Here is a 24048-nt window from a genome sequence, read left to right on the forward strand (position 1 = left end):
GCGGTTCACAGCCGGATGCGGCGCATCCCCAGCAGCAGCCAGCCGATGATGCCGCTGAGGACGCCGGCGCCGATGACCGCGGGCCAGAAGACGGCCGCGACGATCAGCGCCGGTACCCAGACCATAACCGCTGCGAAGCCCGCGAGGAGGCGGAAGAATGTGACAGTATTGCGACCGTCCGCCCGCGACCCGGCGAAACCCGCGGCGACGAGGACGGGTGCGAAGAGCCACATGAGTGCGAACCCGAGAGCGCGGATAAGCGGGTAGGTGCGGGGCGGTGAGGCGGTGTTCGCCGAGGTGGGGCGGCTGTTCTCAGCGCCGTCTGAGTCGGCGCAGCGCCCAGCGCCGGTCTGAGCGCCGGCGTCGTCCTTACCGCTGGTTGCGTTGCCCGCCCGCTGGAGGTCGAGGAATGCCTGCGCGTAGCTTGCCCCTCGGCCTGGGTTGCGCCGTGCCCGTCCGAGCGCCTCGGTTTCGATACGGGCGAACGTGGCCTCGTCCGGGCAGTTGACCGAGACCGCGTCCAGGGCCGATTCCATCGCCGAGGCGATCGCAGCCTCCCACTCCCGCCGGTCTCGGCCGTCACGCGAGGGGAGCGTGATCGCGGGTCCGCGGACCACCTCGGCGCGGGAGCGGAATCGATCCGGGGTCGAGTAGAACAGGCCCACGGGGATGACCTCGACCTCGGTGCCTTCGTCGATGAGGGTGCACACGATGCGGGCGGCACCGGACTTGTACGGCTGCGGTCGGTGGCCCCATTCGCTGCTGGCCTCGGGGAAGATGCCGAGGTCACCGCCTCGGCGCAGGTGGTTAAGGCCGGCATCGACGGGGCTGGCCACCGAGGCCGGATCGAGGCCGTAGCGGTCGACGTCCTTGGGTCGGACGACGGGGATGCCGGCGATGAAGAGGCGAAGGAACCAGTGGCGGATGAGTTGGATCGAGACGAGGAACTGGGCGCGGGGGAATGCCGCAAGCACCTGGTGACCGTCGATCGCGCCGTTGCGGTGGCTGGCGATGATGAGGCGGGGACGCCGGGTGGGGGAGGAATTCGACTCCTGACTGAGGTCGAGCACGCGCACGCGACCGAAGTACACGGTGCGCATGGCTGCGTTGATGATCCGGTGCCGCAATCCCAGTGAGGCGTCGCTCATGACACCAGTTGACCACAGGTTCGGGTGAGATCGCTGGTTGATTGTGGACTCTCAGCAGGCAGTTAACCTGTAATGTGCAAGATAACTTGCACGATAGTTGTCGAATGATTGGAGAAGCGGCAATGGCGATGATGGGAATGATGAGCGTCGTGTCGATGGTTGTCTACGCGTGCATCCTGCTGCTGGTTCTGGCAGTGCTGACCGTGGGACTGATGGTGCTGCTCAAGGTCAATCGTCGTCTTGCCGAGGACAGTCGCTACCGAGCCCGCGCACGGAGCGCGGCGGAGGCCTCCGACTCGACGGGTGAGGAGACAGAGTCGACGGGCGCTTGAGGATTCGGCACACTTTCGGCCGAGCAGCCCACGTTGCGAACTGGGCTACTCGGCGGAGACTAGGCCGGAACTGCGTGGGCCCTGACCTCAGCCGCGGCGGTGGGTGGAGAGGCAGCGCCGGCGATCGATGCGCAGGACTCGTCCGGCGTTCCGTCGGCAACGCTGCTTGCACTCTTCCCGCGCGAGGAAGTTCGGACGGGGAGTGCGGATCACCCCAGCCGGACGGCGATCATCGTTGTACTCGTCTGCCGTCCAGTCGTCGGTCCGACGAGCACCGAACTCAGAGGACGCGATGAATGCTTTGAGCTCGCCGATGAGCCGCATCTGCATCTCATTGATGTTCTCATCATTGCCCGGGAAGTCGAGGAGGACGTTCACGGCTTCGTCTTCGCAGACGACGACTCGGACGAAGAGCCGTCGTGGGTCCTCGGGGTCACGGATGGTCGCCATGCTGTCCCATTCGTCGTTGGCGAACAGGCCGAGCACGATCGGCGTGACGACCTTCGAATAGAGGAATTGTTCCGTCAGCTCGATGCAGTCCGTGTCATCCGCCGCAGTGTCTGTGCCTTCCGCCATGTCTTCCGCCACAGAGTCCATGTCCTCCACGATAGGGTCCATGTATTCCACCATAGAACCTGATCGCCCGAGATTCGGCAGGCGGGTCGGACAATTGCGGGATGCTCTCAAAAAGTGCGGGATGCAGGGGCGTCGGTGCCAGCGACAGAAGCCTCGCGCAGGCATTGGCTGAAAATGCACCACTATAAGCTTCCATAAAGAATATAAACTCTATAAACCCGTATAAATGGCGTTGTTGGTTTGGGAAAGTGATTATCGATGAGTCTACCGTTTGAGATTCCTCCGGTTCCTGACGGGTCTGCCAGGCAGTCGCCGTTCACGCCCACTTTCGGGGCGATTCCGCCATTGCTGGCTGACCGGCAGAATCTGATCAATGATTTCGCCTATGCCCTTGACAGCGGGCCCGGTGCACGGGGGAGAGCAACCCTGGTGACCGGGACTCGTGGTGTGGGGAAGTCGGTCATGCTGCGAGTCTTCCGCGATGTTGTGGAATCCCGGCAGTGGCTGACAGTCAGTGCAAGAGCCACGAGTGGCTTTGTTGATCGGTTGACGACTGCGCGTCTGCCGGAGGCTCTGTCGAAGTTGGACACTGCGAACACGACTCGCACGCGCCTCAGAGGAGGCAGTCTGTCTGCGCTGGGTTTCGGCGGCAGCGTCAACACCGAGTCAGAGAACACGGCCCCCGTGACTCCGGATTTCCACCACCAGCTCATTCGGACGCTCGAAATTCTCGATGACCATGGGACAGGTCTGTTGCTGACTTTGGATGAGGTGCATCGGTCGCATCTGGAGGAGCTTCAGGAGGTGGCTGACGCGCTTTCGACGGCAGTGGCCGATGGTGCGCCGTTCGCGTTCGCCGCTGCAGGTCTGCCGGAGACGATCAATGGCTTGGTCAATGACGATGTCTCAACATTCCTCAGGCGTGCCGAGAGGGTGAACCTCGGCAACCTGTCGTCTGCGGGTGCCGCTGTGGGTCTGCGTGTTCCGATTGAAGCAGCCGATAAGCGCATCGGCGATGAAGCCCTGTCGGCGGCTGTGGAGTCGTCGTCGAACTATCCCTATCTGGTGCAGCTGATAGGTGACAATGCATGGCGTGCGGCAGGGTCCGCTGAAGAGATCGCTCTTGACCACGTGCAGGAAGCGGCACAGGACGCGAAGGAGACGATGTTTCGTCAGATCCATGAGCCGACGTTGGCAAGTCTGCCGGAGCGGGAGCGGCAGTACGTGGCGGCGGTGAGTGCCAGCGGTGGAACTGCGAGGACCGGGGCGGTGGCTGACCGCATGGGTCTGTCGGCATCTCACGCAGGTGTGTTCCGAGACCGCTTGATCAATCGAGGTGTCATCACCTCACCGCGTCGAGGCGAAGTCGAGTTCAGCATCCCCTACACCGCGGACTTCTTGCGCTCCGAGCAGGCGAAAGCCGGGAAGACCTCCACCCGCGGGTGATTTCCTCCACGATGCTGAAGTATCCGTGAGCATGGGACGCCCGCATAGACTGGACCAATGCCCCGCAGCCCGCTCCCGCCCCGCGAAGGGATCTCCGCGACCGCTCTGCGCGCCCCCGGCGGGAGGGCCACGCACGCGAAGAATCACCTGCCCGTGCCCGAGTCGATCGGTGACTGGCTCGAATCCGAATTCCCCGAGGCTGCCCCCGCTTCGCGTCACAGACTCCTGACCGAAGGGGATATGCGCGCCGAGGATGGGCGATCGGTGAAATGGGACGATCCCGTCATCCCTGGCGGGTTCTACTTCTTCCACCGGCCGGTCCCCTTTGAGGACCGGATCCCCTTCGAAGTCGGCATCGTCTTCGAAGACGAAGACCTCCTCGTCGTCGACAAACCACACTTCCTCGCGAGCACTCCGAACGGCCGCTTCGTCCGCGAATGTGTCGTCACCCGGCTGCGCGTCGATCTCGACCTGCCCGATCTCGTCGCCATCCACCGCCTCGACCGCATCACCGCCGGCCTGCTCGTGCTGTCCAAGCGCCCCGAGACCCGCGGTCGCTACCAGCGCCTGTTCCAGGACCGCCGGGTCACGAAGACCTACCGTGCGCTCGCACCCGCCCCTCCCCAGGAGCTCGAATTACCGCTGGTGAGGGAGTCCCGACTGGTCAAACCCGTCGGCGGACGGCAGGTCCTCGAAGTCGAAGGGGAGCCGAACGCGATCACTCGGATCAGCCTCGCCCGCACCATCAGCGGAGCCGGGCGGTCCGCGGCCATCGCAGAGCCGCCTCGGCGAGGGGATGAGATCGCGGAATATGTGCTCGAGCCGTTCACCGGCAAGACCCACCAGCTGCGGGTGCACATGAACGCGCTCGGGCTGCCCATCCTCGGGGACCCGGTCTATCCGGTCGATGTGGCACCGGATCCGTACGATTTCTCATCACCGCTCCAGCTGCTGGCCGCGGAGCTTGCCTTCGACGATCCGCTCACGGGGAACCCTCGTCATTTCAGCACCCGGATGAGCCTCGGCCAGGCACCCGTGGCAGCGTCCTGAGTGATCCGCCTCGGCCGGTCCGGCGGTGGAGTTCGCCCACCTTCGGCGGGGACACGGTAGCCTGGTGTCATGAGTCCACATGCCCCCGGATGCACCTCAGAGGCCATCGTCGCCCTTGTCCGCACCCGCATCACCAACGGCGAATACCCGGCCGGAAGCCCGGTTCGCGATGGTGCGCTGGCCAAGGAATTCAACGTCTCACGCAACACCGCCCGCGAATCGCTGAGCCTCCTGCGCCACGCCGGACTGCTCACGCAGGAGCCCAACCGCGGGTTCTTCGTCTCGACGTTCGGCATCGACGAACTCAAGGACCTCTACCGGGCGCGTCGGGTCTTCGAGATCCGGGCCGTCCAGGAATCGCAGGACGCCACCGACGAGGCGATGGCCGCCGTCGAAGCCTCCGTCATCCGAGCCGAGACCGCACCGAAGAACGAAACCTGGGCCGATGCGCAGGAGCACTCGGCCTCGTTCCACCGGGCGCTCGTCGGCCTGCTCGGCTCCCCGCTGCTCGACGAGTTCTACCTCAACCTCATGGCGCGCCTGTCGACGACGTTCTCGCGCTCGCCGGAACCGGGGAAGTACCACTCGCATTGGGCGAATCCGCACCGGGAGATCCTCGAGAAGATGAAGTCAGGGGACCGGCAGGGTGCCGAGGGCCTGCTGCGCATCCACCTCGACGACTCCGAGGCCTCGACGCTCGACCTCGCGCGGTCGGTGGGCGAGGGACGCTAGAGGCGTGTAGCCAGTCTCACAGTGCTCGGTACTTGAAACCATGGCGGGCGAGTGTCGCGCTCCGATAGAGTTGACCCACCGTATCTTCGCGTCGAAAGGCTGTTTTCATGGGAAACCCTGAGCAGGAATCACAGGCCGCAAACGATCCGTTCTCCCTCACGGGCCTGACGTATGACGATGTCCTCCTCCTGCCAGGCGACACCGATGTCATCCCCTCCGAAGCCTCCACCACATCTCGGCTGACCAAGGAGATCGAGCTCAACATCCCGCTCGTCTCCGCGGCCATGGACACCGTGACCGAATCCCGGATGGCCATCGCCATGGCCCGCATCGGCGGACTCGGCATCATCCACCGCAACCTCTCCGCCGAAGACCAGGCCGACCAGGTCGACTACGTCAAGCGCTCCGAATCCGGCATGATCAACGACCCGCTGACCATCACCGCGGACAAGACGCTCGAAGAGCTCGACGAGATCTGCGGCAAGTACCGCATCTCCGGCCTGCCCGTCGTCGACGAGAACAACGTCCTCGTCGGCATCGTGACCAACCGCGACCTGCGCTTCGTCACCCGCAGCGAATTCCCCGACCGCACCGTCGCCGAGACGATGACGAAGATGCCCCTGGTCACCGCGCCCGTCGGCGTCGCAGCCGAGAAGGCCTTCGAGCTGCTCGCCGAGCACAAGGTCGAGAAGCTGCCCCTGGTCGACGACAACAACGTCATCAAGGGCCTCATCACCGTCAAGGACTTCGTCAAGACCGAGGAGTACCCGCTGGCGACGAAGGACGACGAAGGTCGCCTGCGCGTGGGCGCCGCCGTCGGCTTCTACGGCGATGCCTATGAGCGTGCCGGTATGCTCGCCGAGGCGGGCGTCGACGTCCTCGTCGTCGACACGGCCAACGGTCACGCCAGGGGAGTCACGGACATGATCCGCAAGATCAAGTCCGATCCCGCGTTCGCGAACGTCCAGATCATCGGCGGCAACGTCGCCACGAAGGAAGGCGCTCAGGCGCTCGTCGATGCCGGAGTCGATGCCGTCAAGGTCGGCGTGGGCCCCGGCTCGATCTGCACCACCCGCGTCGTCGCCGGCGTCGGTGTCCCGCAGGTCACTGCCGTCCACCTCGCCGCCCAGGCCGCCCGCGCGGCCGGTGTTCCGGTCATCGCCGACGGCGGCCTCCAGTACTCCGGCGACATCGGCAAGGCCCTGGTCGCCGGTGCCGACACCGTCATGCTCGGCTCCCTCCTGGCCGGCTGCAATGAGTCACCGGGTGAGCTCATCTTCGTCAACGGCAAGCAGTACAAGGCCTACCGCGGCATGGGTTCGCTCGGCGCGATGGCCCCGCGCAAGGGCAAGTCGTACTCGAAGGACCGCTACTTCCAGGCCGACATCGCCACCGACACCGACCTCATCCCCGAGGGCATCGAAGGCCGCGTCGCCTACCGCGGACACCTCAAACAGGTCGCCCACCAGCTCACCGGCGGTCTGCGCCAGACGATGTTCTACGTCGGCGCGCGCACCATCGACGACCTCAAGGCCAAGGGCAAGTTCGTCCGTCTGACCACCGCGGGGCTGAAGGAAAGCCACCCGCATGACATCCAGATGACCGTGGAGGCCCCGAACTACGTCGTGAAGTGATGTAGGGAGGCCACTGACTTCGGTCGAGAGGCCCTGATCGGTGAGAAGCTGCGGTCCCCGCTTGCATGCGGGGGCTGCGGCTTTTTGCGTGTGGGCGCTTTGCGCGTGGACCCGGGCGTGGGCTGGCAGCAGCGAGCTGTGGGCCGGAGGAGGCTGTTGCTACTGGTGTTGCTGCTGGTGTTGCTGCCGGGAAACGACTGGCGTGACGAAAATAGGTCGCTTCCGGATACTCTCCGGTGACGAAAGTATCCGGATGCGAACTATATTCAGGCAGGCAACTATTCGGGCAGGCAACTATTCGGGCAGGCAACGTACGCCGGGGTTGGTCAGCGGGCTGGATCGCGCGCTGAGTGGCGAGTTCCGGACGATCCGTGCGGAGCTACGGCCGAAAATCCATCACGGATCGTCCGGAACTCGGCGGTGGCGCTCAGACGACCGCAGTCGCCACCGACCAACTGTGGCTGCGCGTAGGTGAACGGCTGCGGCACAGGCGAGCAGCGATGACTGCGGCCGTCGTCGCTGTCTCACGATGCCAGACGATCGGAGCTCGTGTGAGGAAGACCACGAGATGAATTTCTGAGGCGATGCAGCCGTAGTAGGCGGGGCCTCCTTGCCCTGGGAGCACTGGGGAAGACAGCATCGCCCCAGGTCAGAATGCTACTCCCGTAGTCGGTGAACTCCGGCGAACGCCCTTCGAAAAGTGCTGCACTTAGGGTAGGTTTCCCTAATGCCAACCGCGCTCCGCGGTTCGCTCATCGAAGGAGGAAACCTCACAGTGACGACTTCTCTGCTCTCTGACACCGAAGCGGCACCACCCGCTGCACCCCTCCGCACCCCCGAAACTCCCCACGCCGATTCGAATCCTCAGGGTTCGAACGACTCCCGCACCGACGCTCTGCTCGGTGCCCACAGCGCCGACGAGTATACGGCGCTCATGCATGACGTCGTCGACTCGCTCGGCCGACGTTTCCACGCCACCGACGCGGCCACCTCGGCGAATGACCGCAGCCAGCTCCAGGCCGCCGTCGACGCCGTCGATCTCGACACCCCCGGCGTCGGCAACGCCGAGGCCCTGCGCGAGGTCGACGCCCTCTACGCCGACAACGCGGTGTGGTTCCACCACCCCAGCTACGTCGCCCACCTCAACTGCCCCGTGGCCGTCCCTGCCGTCGCCGCCGAAGCGATGCTCGCAGCCATCAACACCTCGGTCGACACCTACGACCAGTCCGAGGTCGCCACTCTCATGGAGCGCCGCCTCATCGACTGGACCTGCGGACACCTCGGGTTCGACGGCGGCGACGGAATCTTCACCTCCGGCGGAACCCAGTCGAACCTGCAGGCGCTGTTCCTCGCCCGTGAGAACGTGCTCGCCGAGGTGGCGGGACACGTTGAGGCCGGTGGCGCCGAATCTCACCGAGACGGCCCTGACCTGGGCGCGTCCGCCCGTCCCGACCTCCTGTCCCGGCTGCGGATCGTCGCCACCGACCAGGCCCACTTCTCCGTCTCCCGCGCAGCCTTCCTCCTCGGCCTCGACGCCGAAGCGGTCGTCACCGTCCCGACCGACGTCAGCGGCCGAATGGACGCTGAGGCACTCAACGCCACCCTGCTGGCGATCGAGGCCAACGACCAGATCCCCATGGCCGTCGTCGCCACCGCCGGGACCACCGACCTCGGCGTCATCGACCCGCTCGAGCCCATCGCCGAGGCATGCGCAGCGGCGAACGTGTGGCTGCACGTCGACGCGGCCTACGGGGGAGGCCTGCTCTGGGCCCCGGCTCGTGCCCACCTGCTCGACGGGATCGGCCGGGCCACCTCGGTGACCATCGACTTCCACAAAACCTTCTTCCAGCCGGTGTCGTCCTCGGCCCTGCTGATCAGGGACGCGTGCCTCTTCGCGCCGACGATCCACCACCACGACTACCTCAACCCCGAAGCCGAGGCGCAGTCGCACGAGGCCGAACCCAACCAGGTCGACAAGTCTCTGCAGACGACCCGCCGCTTCGACGCACTCAAGCTGTGGACGACGCTGCGGGCCCGCGGTGCCAGCGAGATCGGGTCGATGCTCGACACCGTCTGCGACCTCGCCGCCGACGTCCGGCAGCTGCTCGAGGGCCAGGCCGACTTCGAAGTCCTCGGCGCCTCGGATCTGTCGACTGTGCTCTTCCGCTTCACCCCGGCGACCGCCGGCGTCGAGGCGTGCGACGAACTCGTGCCGATGATCCGCCGGGTCCTCTTCCGCTCCGGCCGCGCCGCCGTCGCCCGCACCACCATCGACGGCAGACCGTGGCTCAAACTCACCCTGCTCAACCCTGACACCAGCATCGACGACATCACAGCGGTGCTCGACCTCGTCCGCGCCACCGGCCACGGAATCCTCGCCGGCCGGCACATCACCGCCGAAGGAGGCACAGCATGAGCGCACATTCCACAGACGTCCATGACCTCCTCGGCGTCGGCATCGGCCCCTTCGGACTCGGCCTGGCCGCACTCTCAGAACCGCTCAATGATGTCGATGCGGTCTTCCTCGACCAGCGGCCCGAATTCCGCTGGCACCCGGGCATGATGATCGAGGGGTCGACCATCCAGGTGCCGTTCCTCGCTGACCTCGTCACCATGGCCGACCCCACCTCGCAGTACTCGTTCCTCAACTTCCTCAAGGAACGCCGGCGCCTCTACCCCTTCTACATCCGCGAGTCGTTCTACCCGCTGCGCGCCGAATTCGACGAATACTGCCGGTGGGTCGCCGCCCAGCTCGATTCACTGCGATGGAACCGTCGCGTCGTGTCCGTGACCAGGGAGGACGGCATCTTCACCGCCATCGCCGAGGTGACCGACGACTCCGATGCGGTCGTGACGACCGAGACCTACCGGGCCCGACACCTCGTGCTCGGCGTGGGCACACAGCCGGTGTTGCCGCCCGCCCTGCAGGGGCTGAACGCTGATGGCGCCGAGGGTCGTGCCGCGGGTTCGGCCGGCGGATCCGGCCAGCCGGCTGGCGTGTCGGGCGCGGCCGGTGCCGGGCCGCTCATCCACACCGCCGACTACCTCGACAACCGCGAAGCGCTGCTCGATTCCGGTGCGGTGACGATCATCGGCAGCGGCCAGTCCGCCGCCGAAATCTACCGCGACCTCATCGACGACGCCGAAGACCGCGGAGTGCGTGTGGACTGGGTGACCCGCTCGCCGAGGTTCTTCCCGATGGAGTACACGAAGCTCACCCTCGAGATGACCTCCCCGGAGTACACCGACCACTTCCGCGCCCTGCCCGATGAGCTGCGCGAACACGTCGGCCGCGAGCAGCGCACCCTGTACAAGGGCATCTCCGGCGACCTCGTCGACGACATCCACGACACCCTCTACCGGCTCAGCCGCGGCGGACGGACACTGCTGACGAACCTCGTCTCCGAAGCCGAACTCGAAACCGCCGAGGTCGACCCGATCAGCGGCGAATATCTGCTCGGCTTCCGCAACACGGCGCTGAACGAGACCTTCACCCGCAGGTCCGGCTCGGTCGTCGCGGCCACCGGATACAAATCACGAGTCCCGGACTTCCTGGCCCCGCTCGGCGATGAGGTGCGCCTCGACTCACGCGGCCGACTCGACGTCAGCCGCCACTACACGATCAACGACGAGGGCACGATCCACGTCCTCAATGGCGAAGAGCACACCCACGGCGTCACCGCCCCCGACCTCGGCTTCGGTCCGTGGCGGGCCTCGGTGGTGCTCGCCGAGGTGACCGGCAGGGAGCCGTATCAGGTCGAGAACCGCATCGCCTTCCAGACTTTCGGCGTACCGGCCGACGAATCCGATGCCGTGCCCGCCGCCTTCGCACTCGACGACTCCAAGGAGATGTCACACGCATGACCACAGAACTCATCACCGACCCGACGTCCACCACCACAGGCGAGGCCGCCGCGGACCGCGCGGTGGAGGAATCCGACGGTGCGGACACGGCTTCGCGCTCGGCCGCGCCTCCGGCTGCGGAACCGTCCGCGGAACCGTCCGCGGATCCGACCGCGCCCCCGGCGACTCAGCGCCCGGCTGCCAAGCTCACGGCCGCCTCGGCGAGGGTGACCATTCGACCGCTCGACGTCGACCGGGACACGTCGGCGCTCCACGCCTGGCTCACCCACCCGCGGGCACGCTACTGGATGATGACCGACCTCGACGAAGCCGGAGTGCGGACCTACCTCGAGGGCGTCCGCGACTCCGCCGACGATGCCGGCTGGGTCGGCTCCGTCGACGGCCACGACAGTTTCTACGTCGAGACCTACACCCCGGACAGCCTCATCCCGCAGAACGTCCTGGCCACCGGGCCCGGCGACATCGGGATGCACCTGCTCGTCGCACCCTCGGCCGGCCCGGCCGTGCACGGGCTGACCGACCGCATCATGGCCGAGGTCATCGACTTCTGCCTGAGGCCCACTGACCAGGGCGGACGCGCAGGTCAGCGCGTCGTCGTCGAACCCGACGCCCGGAACGACGCGATCATCGAGAAGAACCGGGCCGCCGGCTTCACCCCGATCGCGAAGGCCACCATCATGATGGGCGAGATCGAGAAGCAGGCGCTCGTGAGCGTGTGCACGCGTGCCGACTTCGCCGGCAGCGCACTCGCCCCGCTCATCGGATCCGACGATCACGAGGACGGTGTCGCGCCCGACGCCTACGCCCACCTCAATGCCGACGCATTCGCCGTCGTGCAGCGCCACCTCGTGGCCAAGGCTCTGTCCGAATTCGCCCACGAACGACTCATCACCCCGGTGCAGGTCGACGCCGATGGGGGTGCGTGGGAGCTGAGCATCGACGGTGCCACGCGGTACACGTTCGCCGCCCGCGTCCTCCCACTCGAGCACTGGCTCATCGACGAAGCGAGCATCACCCGTCGGCAGGGGGAGACCGAGGTTCCGCTCGACGCGCAGGAACTCGTCGTCGAACTCCAGGACGCACTGGCCATTCCCGAGGACCTCATCTCGACGTACCTCGAGGAACTCGCCTCGACCCTGGCCGGAGCCGCGTACAAACTCGAGGACGCGCGGGCCGGACGCCGACCGAACTCTCGCGAGCTCGTCGACGCAGACTTCCAGACCACCGAGGCGGCCATGACCGAAGGTCACCCCGGGTTCCTCGCGAACAACGGTCGCATCGGATTCGGACTGTCCGATTTCCGCCAGTGGACGCCCGAGAACGGACAACTCAACCGTCTCGAATGGGTGGCCGTCAGACGCGACCACAGCCACCTCTCCCTAGGTGAGGGGCTCGATGAGCCCGGCCACCTCGACGAGGCTCTCAGCGACGGCGAACGGGAGCTGTTCGATTCCCGAATTCGGGCGGCAGGGCAGGATCCGGCTGACTTCCACCTCATGCCGATCCACCCGTGGCAGGCCGATCACCGGCTGGCGATCACTTTCGCCGCGGACATCGCACGCGGGGACCTGCTGCCGCTGGGGGCCGGACTCGACAAGCATCAGGCACAGCAGTCGCTGCGCACATTCTTCAACCATTCGCGGACCGGTGCTCCGTATGTCAAGGTTGCGCTCGCCGTGCAGAACATGGGGTTCCTGCGCGGCCTGTCACCGAAGTACATGCGCGACACTCCGGCCATCAACGACTGGGTCGCGAACCTCATCGGCTCCGATGACACCTTCGCCGGCGCCGGGTTTCGGGTGCTGCGGGAACGTGCCGCGCTCGGCTACACGGGCGATGTCTACCACCGGACAAAGGAGACGAACCCGCACCGGAAGATGCTCGCGTCCCTGTGGAGAGAGAACCCTCTCGACAAGATCGAGCCAGGCCAGAAGCTCATCACGATGGCCGCGCTGCTGCATCGCGACCACGAGGGCGTCTCCTTCGCCGGTGAGCTCATCCGCGCCTCGGGGCAGGATTCTGCGGCCTGGGTGCGGTCCTACCTGCGGGCGTACCTGTACCCGCTGGTGCACGCGCTGCTCGCACACGACCTTGTGTTCATGCCGCATGGGGAGAACCTCATCCTCGTCCTCGACGAGCACACGGTGACCGGGGCGTTCATGAAGGACATCGGCGAAGAGGTCGCCGTGCTCGGCAACCGCGAACTGCCCGCCGCCGTCGAGCGCATCCGCGCCGTCGTGCCGGGGGAGGAGAAGGCGCTGTCGGTGTTCACCGACATGTTCGACGGCGTCCTGCGACACCTCTCGGGCATCCTCGACGCCGACGGGCTGCTGCCGGCCGAGCAGTTCTGGACCGTCGTCGCCGAGGTGCTCGACGAGTACGAAGCCGCGCACCCGGATGCCGCGGGAGGGGTGAACGGCGACGTCGACCTGCGTGCCGAGTCCTTCGCCCACTCGTGCCTCAACCGCCTGCAGCTGAAGAACACGAAGCAGATGGTCGACATCGGCAATCAGGCCGAATCCCTGCTCTACGCCGGCACCATGGATAACCCCGTGGCCGGTTGAGCCTGTGGGCGATTCCCTCGCCGAGGTGGGGCACCGTTACAGTGCCCCACCTCGGCGATTGCCGTCAGCAGTTCGACGAGTGATCAGTTGCCGCGCCATGCTGCTGGGTACGTCTCCGGACGATCAGCAAGGCAAGTGACCATGCCAATGGGACGGGTATCAACGGTCCGCAGATCAGCCAGGCGAGAATCATCGCGACACCGGCCACGCGGTCCGTTCGGTCCGCCAGCGGTTAGTATCATTCCTATGCTCGACCGCGCGGCGCTGCGCGGCGGCTCGAACCAGCCCCCAGACTCGAAGGCGCGCTCATGGCGAAGCAGAACGATCGGCCGACCCTGGCCACCGTCGCTGCCCGCGCCGGAGTGAGCATCAAGACCGCCTCCCGCGTCCTCAACGGGGAGAAGCACGTCGCCCGGGCCACCGCCGAGAAGGTCGAAGACGCCGCGGCCGAACTCGGCTTCCGCCTCAACCCCACGGCCAAAAGGCTGCGCGCCGGCGGGCGCTCGCCGTATATCGGCGTCGTCCTCACCGACGCCGATGACGCCTTCCAGGCTCGAGTGTTCTCCGCCCTCGAGGCAGAACTTGCGACCGTCGAGCTGCGCCCGGTGGTCACGGTGGCAGGCGACGACCCCGAGCGTGAACAGGCCTTCGTCGACGAATGTCTCGCCAACGACCTGTCCGGAATCATCGTCGTCCGTTCCCACCCCGACGCCGGCGACATCTACGCCCGCGCCGCAGCCGCCTCGGGGATCCGGATCGTGTCGTTCGACCCTGCGGTCAGCGGGGACGACGTCAGCGTCCTTGCTGGTGACGAGGTCGATGCCGGCCGCCTGGCCGCCCAGCAGCTGCTCGAGCACGGGCACATCGCCCTCGGCGTCATCGGCGATCACTCGACCTCGCTCATCACGACCCGACGACTCGAAGGCATCCAATCCGCCTTCACCGGCCGCCACGATGTCGGCTGGCGGGCGTACATGCGCGAAGACGCCCACGACGAAGCCAGCGCGAAGAACGTCGTCGCGGCGTGGCTCGGTTCACGGAGCGCCCCGAGCGCACTCATCACCCTCTCGGCCACGTTGACCCAAGGCGCCATCGACGCCTGCCGCCGCCTCGACGAATGGCCCGCGCTGGTGGGCATCGACGATTTCCCCGCCGCCGAACTCCTCGACGTCACCGTCATCGACCGCGACGTCGAGACCATGGCCGCCGAGGCGGTCCGCCGTCTCCGGGGCACGACCGAGGAGGGGGAGGGCCGCCTCGGTGGGGGTGTCGGTGAGGGGGGCGGCCGCCTCGGTGGGGGTGCATCGCCGGGACAAGATGTCTTTCCGGTTCGCGTCATCGCCCGGGGCAGCGGCGAGGAACTGCCCGAGCAGGCGCGAAGACTTTCGTCGCGAAACAGTTGACACCGGGGGCCGATAGGCGAATCATATTCAACAGCCTGACAACGTTGTCAGAATGATTGAAAGGTTCACAATGAGGCACAACCTTAAGTCCCACAGGAAGCTGGCCCTCTTCGGTGCCTCGGTCGCGATCGGCGCTCTCGCGCTCAGCGGCTGCGGCAATCAGAAGGGCCAGGGCAACGACGAAGCCGACAGCGGCTCCGGCGGCGACGGAGACGTCACCATCGCGCTGCTGCTGCCCGAGTCGAAGACCACTCGGTACGAGTCGCTCGACAAGCCGAACTTCGAGAAGTACGTCGCCGAGGCCAACCCGGATGCGAAGATCGAATACCGCAACGCCAACCAGGACGCGACGCAGCAGCAACAGCAGTTCGAAGCCGCGGTGACCGAAGGCGTCGACGCCATCGTGCTCGACCCGGTCGATGCCTCAGCGGTGTCCTCGGCGCTGTCGAAGGCCGAAGCGAAGAAGATCCCGGTCATCTCCTACGACCGCTTCTTCGAAGGCGCGGACTACTACACCTCATTCGACAACAAGAAGATCGGCAACCTGCAGGGCCAGGCCGTCCTCGACGGACTCAAGGATGCCGGCGTCGACCCGAAATCGGGTCCGGTGTGGATGGTCAACGGTGACCCGAAGGATCCGAACGCCGCGGACTTCAAGGCCGGTGCCGAAGAGACCCTCAAGGATGCCGGCGTCGACATCGCCGCCAGCCACGACACCCTCGACTGGAACCCCGACGACGCTCGTCAATGGGTCGAAGGTCAGCTGCAGGGCAACGGTGAGAAGCCGGTCGCGATCTACTCGGCCAACGACGGCACGGCCGGCGGTGTCATCGCCGCGACGAAGAAGGCCAAGGTCGAACCCGTCGTGACCGGTCAGGACGCCGAGGTCGACGGACTGCAGAACATCCTCAAGGGTGATCAGTTCGCCACGATCTACAAGTCGATCCCGCCGCAGGCCGAGTTCGCAGCGAAGGCCGCAGTCGCTCTCGCAGGCGGAGAGGACGTCGATGCGGGAACGACTTACAAGGACACCCCGACGGACTTCGTCGAGGCCAAGGTCGTGACCAAGGACAACATCAAGGACATCGTCGGCGATCAGATCAAGGCCGACGACATCTGCTCCGGAAGCGTCGAGAAGCTCTGCAAGGACGCCGGAGTGAAATGATCCGGCGCTGCAGCTGAGCCCGTTCTGCATCCGAACAGGCTCAGCAGCGCTGCAGAGGCGACATGACCGTCCCGGCGGCCGGCACCCGTCAAGGTGCCGGCAGCCGGGACCACCCAGAGTCGGACCACCGACAGTGACAAGTAGGAACAGATGACATCTGAGACACCCGACCCCGCACCCGCTGCTTCGCGGGCACCGGGCGGCGGCAGCGACACCGTGCTCGAACTGCGCGGAATCAACAAACGCTTCGGGGCCGTGCAGGCCCTCACCGACATCAATCTCACCGTCGGCCGCGGCGAGGTCGTCGGCCTCGTCGGCGACAACGGCGCCGGCAAATCAACGCTGATCAAAGTCATCGCCGGAGTCCACGCCGCCGACGAAGGCGAACTTCAGATCAATGGTGCGGCACAGAGATTCTCCTCACCGAAGGACGCGCAGAAGGCTGGAGTGGCCACCGTGTTCCAGGACCTCTCCCTGTGCGAGAACCTCGACGTCGTCGCCAACCTCTTCCTCGGGCACGAGAAGACTCGCGGAGGCGTGCTCGACGAGGTGGACATGGAAGCCAAATCCTGGGAGCTGCTGCGCAGCCTGTCGGCAAAGATCCCGAGTGTGCGGGTCCCGATCGCGGCGCTGTCGGGCGGACAACGCCAGACGGTCGCGATCGCTCGCTCGCTGCTGGGCGAACCCTCCCTGGTCATGCTCGACGAGCCGACTGCCGCCCTCGGTGTGGCACAGACGGCCGAGGTGCTCAACCTCATCGAGAGGCTGAAGGAACGCGACCTGGGAGTGCTGCTCGTCAGCCACAACATGGCCGACGTGCAGGCCGTGTGCGATCGGGTGCACGTGCTGCGCCTGGGCAAGGACGCCGGTGACTTCCCTGGTGACGAACGCACAGATGTGCTCGTGGCCGCGATCACGGGAGCCAGTGACAACGTCGTGACCAAGCGCGCGGCACGGAGGGGTGAACGTCGATGACCCGCAATTCCTTCATCACTGACGAGAGGATCTCTTCCGAAGGACTCGTCGGTACGTTCGTCCGCCGCGTCAAAGAGGGCCAGCTCGGGTCGTTCCCGGTCATCCTCGCTCTTGTCGTCATCGTCATCGTCTTCCAATCGGCCGATTCCAACTTCATCTCTCCGGCCAACCTCGTCAACCTCTCCACCCAGGTGGCGTTCCTCGCGATCCTGGCGCTGGGCATCAACCTCATCCTGCTGCTCGGTGAGATCGACCTGTCGCTGGCGCAGCTGGGTGGATTGGCCGCCTCGCTGCTCGGTGTGCTCGTCGTCCGGCAAGGTGTGCCGCCGGCGCTTGCACTGATCATCATGCTGCTGCTCGGGCTGGTCGTCGGTGCGATCCAGGGCTGGTTCTTCGCCGTCGTCGGCATTCCGGCGTTCGTCGTCACCTTGGCCGGTCTCCTCGCGTTCACCGGTCTGACGCTGACGACCCTGGGCACGCAGAAGAACCTGTCGATGTCGGACACCTTCGCCTTCGATTTCGCCAGCTTCTACTTTCCGGCGATCTGGGCGTACGTGTTCGGTGCGATCGCGATCATCGGCTTCGGTGCCGGCATCATCTATTCGAAGCTGCGTCGGCACAGCGAAGGGCTGGATGCACCGGGCTGGACCTCGGTGATCGTGCGCATCGTGCTGCTGGCGGCGATCGTGTTCGGGTTCCTCATCCTCGTCAACCAGGACTTCGGGCTGGCGATGCCGTTCTTCCTCATGATCGTCATCGCCATCGTCATCGACCTCGTGCTGCGCAAGACCCGCTACGGCCGCTCGATCTACGCTGTCGGCGGCAAGGTCGAGGCTGCCCGGCGAGCAGGTATCCGCGTGACCTGGGTGCGCATCAGCGTGTTCATGGCCGCCGGAGTCCTGGCCGCACTGTTCGGTTTCATCAAGACCGGCGTGACGACGAATGCGGGATCGACGCTGGTGAGCACACAGGACCTGCTCAATGCGATCGCCGCCGCCGTCATCGGCGGCACCTCGCTGTTCGGTGGTCGCGGCACTGCGTGGGCGGCGGTGCTCGGTGCCCTGGTCGTCGGTGCCATCAACAACGGTCTCTACCTTATCGGCTTCAACTCCGATGCGCAGCAGATCATCACCGCGCTCGTCCTGCTCACCGCCGTCGTCATCGATGCGCTCAGCCGCCGCGGCCAGAGGTACGTGGGCCGGGGATAGGTGGTCGCCGTCGTCCGCAGTTCGCCGACCGCTCAAGTTGCCGCCGACCGCTCACCGCATAGCGCGGTACAGCGTCGCTGACTTGAGCGGTCGGCGAAGTGGCCTCAGGACAATAGGTCAACTGGGAGGAAGCGCGAGGCGCGTGGTCGCCGTGCCTCGGCCGGGCTGATACAGTCGGAGCCAATGACATGGGGTGCCTCATGAGGATCCGTTCGCACCGAAGAGCTGCGCACGGAGGACACCGAGGCTGAGAGAACACCCATCGAACCTGATCTGGGCCATACTAGCGAAGGGATCGTCATGGTTGACTTCGACCTGCGTTCTGCCAAAGCACGACTGCGTGCGTCCAACCCGCTCATCCAATGCATCACGAACACCGTCGTGCAGCAATTCAGCGCGAACGTGCTCCTGGCCGTGGGTGCCTCCCCGGCGATGCTCGACCACGAGGCCGACGCCGGACAGTTTGCCGGCATCGCGAGCGGAATCCTCATCAACTTCGGCACCGCCTCTAACCATCAGCTGCTCGCCGCCGACGCCGCCATCGACGTCGCGAACGCCGCCGGCAAACCCTGGGTCCTCGACCCCGTCAGCGTCGGCGCCGTCGACTTCCGCACCTCCCGCATCCGCCGCGCCGCCTCCGACCACCCGACAGCCATCCGCGGCAACGCCTCCGAGATCGCCGCACTGGCCGGAGTCGGCCTCGGCGGACGCGGAGTCGACTCCACCGACGAGGTCGACGCCGTCCTTCCCGCCGCGGCTCAACTGTCGCGAAAGACCGGCGCGATCGTCGCGGTCTCCGGACCCACCGACGCCGTCGTCGCCCACATCGACGGCACCGACCACGTCGCACGCATCGACGGAGGCTGCGAGTTCATGCCGCTGGTCATCGGCACCGGCTGCTCCCTCGGTGCCGTCACCGGCGCCTACCTCGCCGCCGCCCGCAGCGGACTGGCCGATCCTGATGCCGGCGCCTCGGCCGTCGACGCAGGCGAGCACACCGCCGACGGTGGAGCCGCCTGGGCGAGGTTCGAAGCCGTCGTCGCCGCGCACGCCCACTTCGCGGTCGCCGGGGAACTCGCCGCCGACGGGGCGAAGGGACCGGGCAGCTACTCGGTGAACTTCCTCGACGCGCTCCATGCCGTCACCGGCGACCAGCTCGCGCAGGCGCGGGTGAGCCTCAGCACGCTCGATGCCGGCGAAAGCGTCCAAGCATGACCGCCGGATCCGCGCACATCGCCGACAACGCCCATCTCGCCGACAATGCGCACGCGACCAGTGCGCAGGAGAACGCCACCGACCGCTTCGCCGGCATCGACACCCGCCTCTACCTCGTCACCGACTCCGCCCAGTGCGAAGCGGCCGGCCGCACCGTCGCCGAGACCGTGCAGGCCGCCGTCGCCGGGGGAGTGGGCATCGTCCAGGTCCGCGACAAGGACATCGACGACGGGGACTTCTACTCGCTCACCCGCCAGGTCATCGCCGCCGTCGACACCGCCACCCGCGGCACCGACCGCACCGTGCCGGTCGTCCTCAACGACCGCGTCGAGGTGGCCCGCCGCCTCATCGACGAAGGCGAGGACATCCACGTCCACGTCGGCCAAACCGATGCCACCGTCGCCGAGGTGCGCGCCGCCCTAGGCGAAGCACCGCTCATCGGTCTCTCGGCCGCGAACAGCACCGAATTCGCCGCCGCCCGCGACTCCGGCGTCGTCGACCTCGTCGGCATCGGACCCGTCTTCGACACCACCACGAAAGCCGACGCACCCGAGGGAATCGGACCCGACCGCCTCGGCGAACTCGTCGCAGAAGTCGGAATCCCGGCCGTCGCGATCGGCGGGATCAACCTCGATCGAGCCCGTGAGCTGCGTGGACGCGGACTCATCGGGATCTGCGTGGTCTCGGCGATCTGCACGGCCGACGATCCGAGAGCCGCGGCCGAAGCGCTGCTCGCAGCGTTCGCCGACGGTGATGAGTCGGCCATGGGAAGTGACGCATCCTCATGGAATGACGCATCGGACGGGCACCAAGCATGAGCACACGCCCGCCGATCACCCTGTCCATCGCCGGCACCGACCCCAGCGGTGGCGCCGGCATCCACGCCGACCTCAAGACCTTCACCGCTCGGAAGACCCTGGGCACGACGGTGATCACCGCCCTCGTCGCGCAGAACACACACGGGGTGTCCCGGGTCTACCCGATCGACGATGACTTCGTCGCCGACCAGTTCGACTCGGTGCTGACCGACATGCCCGTCGACGCCACGAAGTCCGGGATGCTCGGCACTCGGTCACTCGTCGAGCTGGTCGTCGCCCGCGCCGCCGAGGGCGGGCTCGGCTTCTACACCGTCGATCCGGTGATGGTCGCGACCTCCGGCCACCGCCTCCTCGAGGCAGATGCCGTCGACGCGGTCTGCACCCACCTGCTGCCCGTGGCGGACCTCATCACCCCCAATCTCCCCGAGGCGGCCCTGCTTCTGTCCGACGACGAACCCGAGGCGCAGACCTCCGAACAGATGCGTGACCAGGCGCTTCGCCTCCTCGAACGGGGGGCTGGCGCCGTCCTGCTCAAGGGCGGGCACGGCAGCGACGGGGACGTGTTCGACATCCTCGCGACCCGCGACGGGCAGATCCGCGAGTTCACCCACCCCCGCGTGGCGACCGCGAACACGCATGGAACCGGGTGCACCCTCTCGGCTGCGATCACCGCCGAGGTGGCCGTCCTCGGCCGCGAACGTGCAGCGATCGGACCGGATCTCCTCGGCGAGGCCGTCGGCAATGCCCTCGACTACCTCGCCAGGGCCCTGAAATCGGCGGCGGACTGGCAGGTCAGCCTCGATCCCGAGGGAGCGCACGGACCCGTCGACCACCAGGTCGACATCGTCCGCGGCCGACCCGCCTGACCAGTCCAGACCTGACCAAATCAGACCAGAGCAGCGCTCACCTCGCTGCGAATCACCGTCCCACGTTAGACGAACACACAGCACACGAACACACTTACGTCGCACGAGTACAAAGGAGTTCCCATGACCGTCAACTTCTCCGCCGGACCATTGACCGCCCAGCTCTGGGACCGTGTCCGCCCGATCGTCGAGGAGATCGAGGCCCTGCCGTTCCTCGCTCAGCTCGCCGACGGCAGCCTCGACGCGCGGGCCTTCGTCAACTACATCTCCCAGGACAGCCTCTACCTCAACGGCTATGCGAAGGCCATGTCATTCCTGGCCGCGAAGACAGTCGACCGTGACGAGTCCCGATTCTGGGCGGGTTCGGCCGCCGAGGCGATCACCGTGGAAGAGGGAATGCACGAAGAGCTGCTCGCCGATTCGCGGCTGGCGACCGCCCTGACCGAGCTCAACGAGGCGGGTTCCCGGTTCAAGGCTTCTCCGACGACGCTCGGCTATGTGTCCTTCCTGATCGCCACGGCTGCCGGTCGCTCCTACGGCGAAGGCGTGGCCGGTGTGCTGCCGTGCTTCTGGGTCTACGCCCACATGGGTAAGGTGCTCGTCGAACAGGCCGGTCAGATGACTGAGGACCACCCGTACCGGACCTGGGTGCAGACCTACGACTCACCAGACTTCGACGAATCGACCCGCCGCGCAGTGCAGATGCTCGAGCAGGAACTCGCGAAGGCACCGAACGAGGAGGCCACCCAGATGCGCGCAGCCTTCGAACAGGCCTGCGTGTACGAACTGCACTTCTGGGCTTCGGCGCACGCGATGCAGAACTGGGACGCCTCGGTATTCCTGCCGCAGGACGCGACCGTTTGACGCGGTCGTCTCAGTCGGCCACCTCGGTGATCGGAAGCGGTCGGCCTCGTCGGAAACGGCGTGTTGCCAGTACCGAGGTGGGACCGATGTTGGCAATCAACCTCACGGCGTGAGTCGGCGGACCAGGTTCCAGGTTGCGAGTCCGACGCACACAAGGAACGCGAGAGTTCCGGCCCACATGGCTGACCCCGGCAGTTGCATGCCGAGACCGGTGAGCAGAATGCTGAGGAGAAGCCAGGCGAAGAGTAACGACATGCAGCCGGCGGTGATTCGCAGGAATTGCAGGAGGCAGTCGATTCAGTCGACGGAGATGTTCCAATCGATGTCACTGGCAGCGTCAGCATCGGAAAGCACCTGAGCAAGGACGCGGTCCCAGGTGCCGTCAGCGGCGTAGCGGCGGTGACGTTTCCACACTGTCTGCCAGGGCCCGAAGTACTCGCGTGGCAGATCACGCCAAGCGATGCCAGCTCGGTAGCGGTAGACGATTCCTTCGACGATTCGGCGGTTGTTCTCAAACGGTCGGGCTCTTTTGCCGACGTTCGAGGGCAGGAGTGGTTCGATATTCTCCCACTGCTCGTCAGTGAAGATTCGGTGTCGTTGCTGCGTAGTCACCAATCCAGCGTGTCAGTCCGAAGACCTCACATAAAGGAGACATGCCCTAATTCCCAGCGTTCCTGAGGTTTTGTGCAATCAGATCCTCGCGGTCCGGATCGCCCATACCGAGAGTGACGTAACCGGATCCGCTGAAAGTCTCCGAGTTTCCATCATCATCACCGGCTTTTGCCGAACTCATCTTTATGACCTCAGGTTCATGTGCCTCAGACGGCCACACCTGCACAAGCACATGATCGTTCGGAGGGCTGTCGGGTTCAATCAGTTCGTCGCTACCCGACTCATCTCGACCTCGCACATGAATCCGCACTCGATAGTCTCGACCGCTTTCAAGCATTTCCGCGTCAGGGGCAGGCTCGTCGGCTTCGCCACTGTCGCTGAAGATGCCGATCAGCTTCAAAGGTGCTGCCTCGGCGGCTCGCGCACTGAATTCGACGATATCTTCCCATTCCTGGGCCGGGCCTTCTGGGGTGTGGTCGAGAACTTCGAACACTGCGTCAACTGGCCCGTACATCGCGCCAGTGTGCAGGCCAATACCACCTTCGTCGCCAATCGAAACCGTTCCTCCGAGAACTGTGTCGGACGTGTCCGTCGCCACAAGAGGAAGCAGATCGAGTCTCCAGTTTTCAGTTTGGGCTACCTGCTTGTACATGTCAGTCATCTGCCTCTTAAAGAATCTGGACGAAGAATGAATCGCCTGTCAGGACGCGGCTCTCTTTAAAGAACTTGCTGAGCTCAGACCCTGCCGCGGAATTTTCCTTCTGGGGAATCATACATGCGCTGTATCCTTTTCCACCCTTAGCATCGACCGGATCCGCTTTATCGGAGATCTTACATTGGCTGAACGTGCGCCCTGTGCCACCGCCGTAATAGGCGCCTTGCTGGGTCGAGGCGAACGGGTATTCGTCGCATGAGTAACCGGACGGTCGCTTGAGCCGTGACGGGCAAGCCTTTGAGCGGTTCTTGGCCGACGACTGTCCCGGCTTCAGCCTCTTGAGCGCCGTTGATTTCCCGGGGAGTCCGCTCTTCTGTGCATCGGTGACGTGCTTGGCGAAGTTGGGGTGAGAAGCCCTGTCATATCCGATTGCGACCTGGCCCTTCGTCATGATGCATCCGGCGGATATTGATTTGTACTCTCTATCGCACCGCACTGGGCTCGCTCCGGCATAGTTGAACGGCAGCACCTGTGCGACTCTTGGGTGCTTGATTGTGAGGTTCCACGACAGGTTCTGATTCGTGCGGGCTGATTTGCCAGTCCAGTTGTAATAGCTTTCGGCGCTGAGAGTCTTTCGAGCCTTCAACGCCTTTCCTACCAGCGACGTTAGAGCTCCCGTGCGAGAACAACTTCCGCTGCATTTGGGTGTGTTGCCGACGATCGAGAACTGATTTCCTGTCCCCGATGTCTTTGAGGTCACGAGTGTGAGCTGGTTTCCGATGCGGGTCTGATTAGTTGCGCTGTACTGGTATACGTAGGCAGTCCCGGTGAGTGTTCCTAGCACTGCTCCCTTCCCAGAATGATGCTTGATCGTGAGTGGAACACCGACGCAGCCGTTAGTTCTGTCAGACGATCGCACCC

At 65.6% G+C, this 24048-nt stretch carries 20 protein-coding genes, 1 pseudogene and 1 riboswitch; of the genes and pseudogenes, 16 read left to right on the forward strand and 5 right to left on the reverse strand.

The genetic code is table 11. From position 1 onward, the window contains the following. Positions 1-5: 5 nt before the first annotated feature. Positions 6-1148 (reverse strand): lysophospholipid acyltransferase family protein, encoded by a 1143-nt coding sequence (locus HK401_RS02605; protein ID WP_181273077.1) that lies wholly within the window; start codon positions 1146-1148, stop codon positions 6-8. A 104-nt stretch (positions 1149-1252) separates the two neighbouring features. On the opposite strand from HK401_RS02605, the gene HK401_RS02610 reads away from it, so the two are divergent. After that, positions 1253-1480, forward strand: a complete 228-nt coding sequence (locus HK401_RS02610; RefSeq protein WP_181273078.1) for a hypothetical protein — start codon at positions 1253-1255, stop codon at positions 1478-1480. Between the two features lie 87 nt (positions 1481-1567). On the opposite strand, the gene HK401_RS02615 is transcribed toward HK401_RS02610, so the two are convergent. Continuing rightward, complete coding sequence (locus HK401_RS02615) at positions 1568-2098, reverse strand: hypothetical protein (RefSeq protein WP_181273079.1); 531 nt, start codon at positions 2096-2098, stop codon at positions 1568-1570. Positions 2099-2314: 216 nt separating this feature from the next. Here HK401_RS02615 and HK401_RS02620 point away from each other — a divergent pair, with 216 nt between their 5' ends. From HK401_RS02620 to HK401_RS02690, 15 genes are all read left to right on the forward strand, one after another. Continuing rightward, positions 2315-3502, forward strand: a complete 1188-nt coding sequence (locus HK401_RS02620; RefSeq protein WP_181273080.1) for an ATP-binding protein — start codon at positions 2315-2317, stop codon at positions 3500-3502. Positions 3503-3559: 57 nt separating this feature from the next. Continuing rightward, the gene (locus HK401_RS02625) at positions 3560-4552 is read left to right on the forward strand and encodes a pseudouridine synthase (protein WP_181273081.1); all 993 of its coding nucleotides are present in this window, start codon (positions 3560-3562) and stop codon (positions 4550-4552) included. 69 nt (positions 4553-4621) lie between these two features. After that, a complete protein-coding gene (locus HK401_RS02630) occupies positions 4622-5284 on the forward strand; it encodes a GntR family transcriptional regulator (RefSeq protein WP_181273082.1) in 663 nt (220 codons plus the stop codon). A gap of 107 nt (positions 5285-5391) precedes the next feature. Then, a complete protein-coding gene (gene guaB, locus HK401_RS02635) occupies positions 5392-6918 on the forward strand; it encodes an IMP dehydrogenase (protein WP_181273083.1) in 1527 nt (508 codons plus the stop codon). Positions 6919-7852: 934 nt separating this feature from the next. Next, complete coding sequence (locus HK401_RS02640; RefSeq protein WP_181273270.1) at positions 7853-9334, forward strand: pyridoxal phosphate-dependent decarboxylase family protein; 1482 nt, start codon at positions 7853-7855, stop codon at positions 9332-9334. Next, positions 9331-10782: a lysine N(6)-hydroxylase/L-ornithine N(5)-oxygenase family protein gene (locus tag HK401_RS02645; protein ID WP_181273084.1), complete on the forward strand. Its 1452-nt coding sequence runs from the start codon at positions 9331-9333 to the stop codon at positions 10780-10782. The genes HK401_RS02640 and HK401_RS02645 overlap by 4 nt, the downstream gene beginning before the upstream one ends. After that, positions 10779-13346, forward strand: a complete 2568-nt coding sequence (locus HK401_RS02650) for a GNAT family N-acetyltransferase (protein WP_181273085.1) — start codon at positions 10779-10781, stop codon at positions 13344-13346. Before HK401_RS02645 ends, HK401_RS02650 begins: the two co-directional genes overlap by 4 nt. A gap of 308 nt (positions 13347-13654) precedes the next feature. Further along, entirely contained in the window at positions 13655-14749 is a 1095-nt protein-coding gene (locus tag HK401_RS02655) for a LacI family DNA-binding transcriptional regulator (protein ID WP_181273086.1), read from the forward strand. A gap of 70 nt (positions 14750-14819) precedes the next feature. After that, complete coding sequence (locus tag HK401_RS02660; RefSeq protein WP_181273087.1) at positions 14820-15914, forward strand: substrate-binding domain-containing protein; 1095 nt, start codon at positions 14820-14822, stop codon at positions 15912-15914. Between the two features lie 150 nt (positions 15915-16064). Continuing rightward, a complete protein-coding gene (locus HK401_RS02665) occupies positions 16065-16889 on the forward strand; it encodes an ATP-binding cassette domain-containing protein (protein WP_181273088.1) in 825 nt (274 codons plus the stop codon). Continuing rightward, the gene (locus HK401_RS02670) at positions 16886-18097 is read left to right on the forward strand and encodes a sugar ABC transporter permease (protein ID WP_181273089.1); all 1212 of its coding nucleotides are present in this window, start codon (positions 16886-16888) and stop codon (positions 18095-18097) included. Before HK401_RS02665 ends, HK401_RS02670 begins: the two co-directional genes overlap by 4 nt. Before the next feature lie 179 nt (positions 18098-18276). Beyond that, positions 18277-18410, forward strand: a riboswitch (TPP riboswitch). Then, a complete protein-coding gene (gene thiM, locus HK401_RS02675; protein ID WP_181273090.1) occupies positions 18398-19312 on the forward strand; it encodes a hydroxyethylthiazole kinase in 915 nt (304 codons plus the stop codon). It overlaps the preceding riboswitch by 13 nt. After that, on the forward strand, positions 19309-20130 hold the full coding sequence (gene thiE, locus HK401_RS02680; protein WP_181273091.1) for a thiamine phosphate synthase: 822 nt from the start codon (positions 19309-19311) through the stop codon (positions 20128-20130). The genes thiM and thiE overlap by 4 nt, the downstream gene beginning before the upstream one ends. Then, positions 20127-20996 (forward strand): bifunctional hydroxymethylpyrimidine kinase/phosphomethylpyrimidine kinase, encoded by an 870-nt coding sequence (gene thiD, locus HK401_RS02685; RefSeq protein ID WP_181273092.1) that lies wholly within the window; start codon positions 20127-20129, stop codon positions 20994-20996. Before thiE ends, thiD begins: the two co-directional genes overlap by 4 nt. A 123-nt stretch (positions 20997-21119) precedes the next feature. Further along, on the forward strand, positions 21120-21860 hold the full coding sequence (locus HK401_RS02690; protein ID WP_181273093.1) for a TenA family protein: 741 nt from the start codon (positions 21120-21122) through the stop codon (positions 21858-21860). 300 nt (positions 21861-22160) lie between these two features. Here HK401_RS02690 and HK401_RS02695 read toward each other — a convergent pair. From HK401_RS02695 to HK401_RS02705, 3 genes and pseudogenes are all read right to left on the reverse strand, one after another. Next, a pseudogene (locus tag HK401_RS02695) lies at positions 22161-22475 on the reverse strand (transposase); the annotation flags it as partial. A 43-nt stretch (positions 22476-22518) separates the two neighbouring features. Next, a complete protein-coding gene (locus tag HK401_RS02700) occupies positions 22519-23133 on the reverse strand; it encodes a hypothetical protein (RefSeq protein WP_181273095.1) in 615 nt (204 codons plus the stop codon). 7 nt (positions 23134-23140) lie between these two features. Next, the gene (locus HK401_RS02705) at positions 23141-23773 is read right to left on the reverse strand and encodes a NucA/NucB deoxyribonuclease domain-containing protein (RefSeq protein WP_181273096.1); all 633 of its coding nucleotides are present in this window, start codon (positions 23771-23773) and stop codon (positions 23141-23143) included. Between the last annotated feature and the right edge of the window lie 275 nt (positions 23774-24048).

Origin of the sequence: Brevibacterium oceani (assembly GCF_013623835.1) — a bacterium.
In the GTDB taxonomy this organism is placed as follows: domain Bacteria; phylum Actinomycetota; class Actinomycetes; order Actinomycetales; family Brevibacteriaceae; genus Brevibacterium; species Brevibacterium oceani.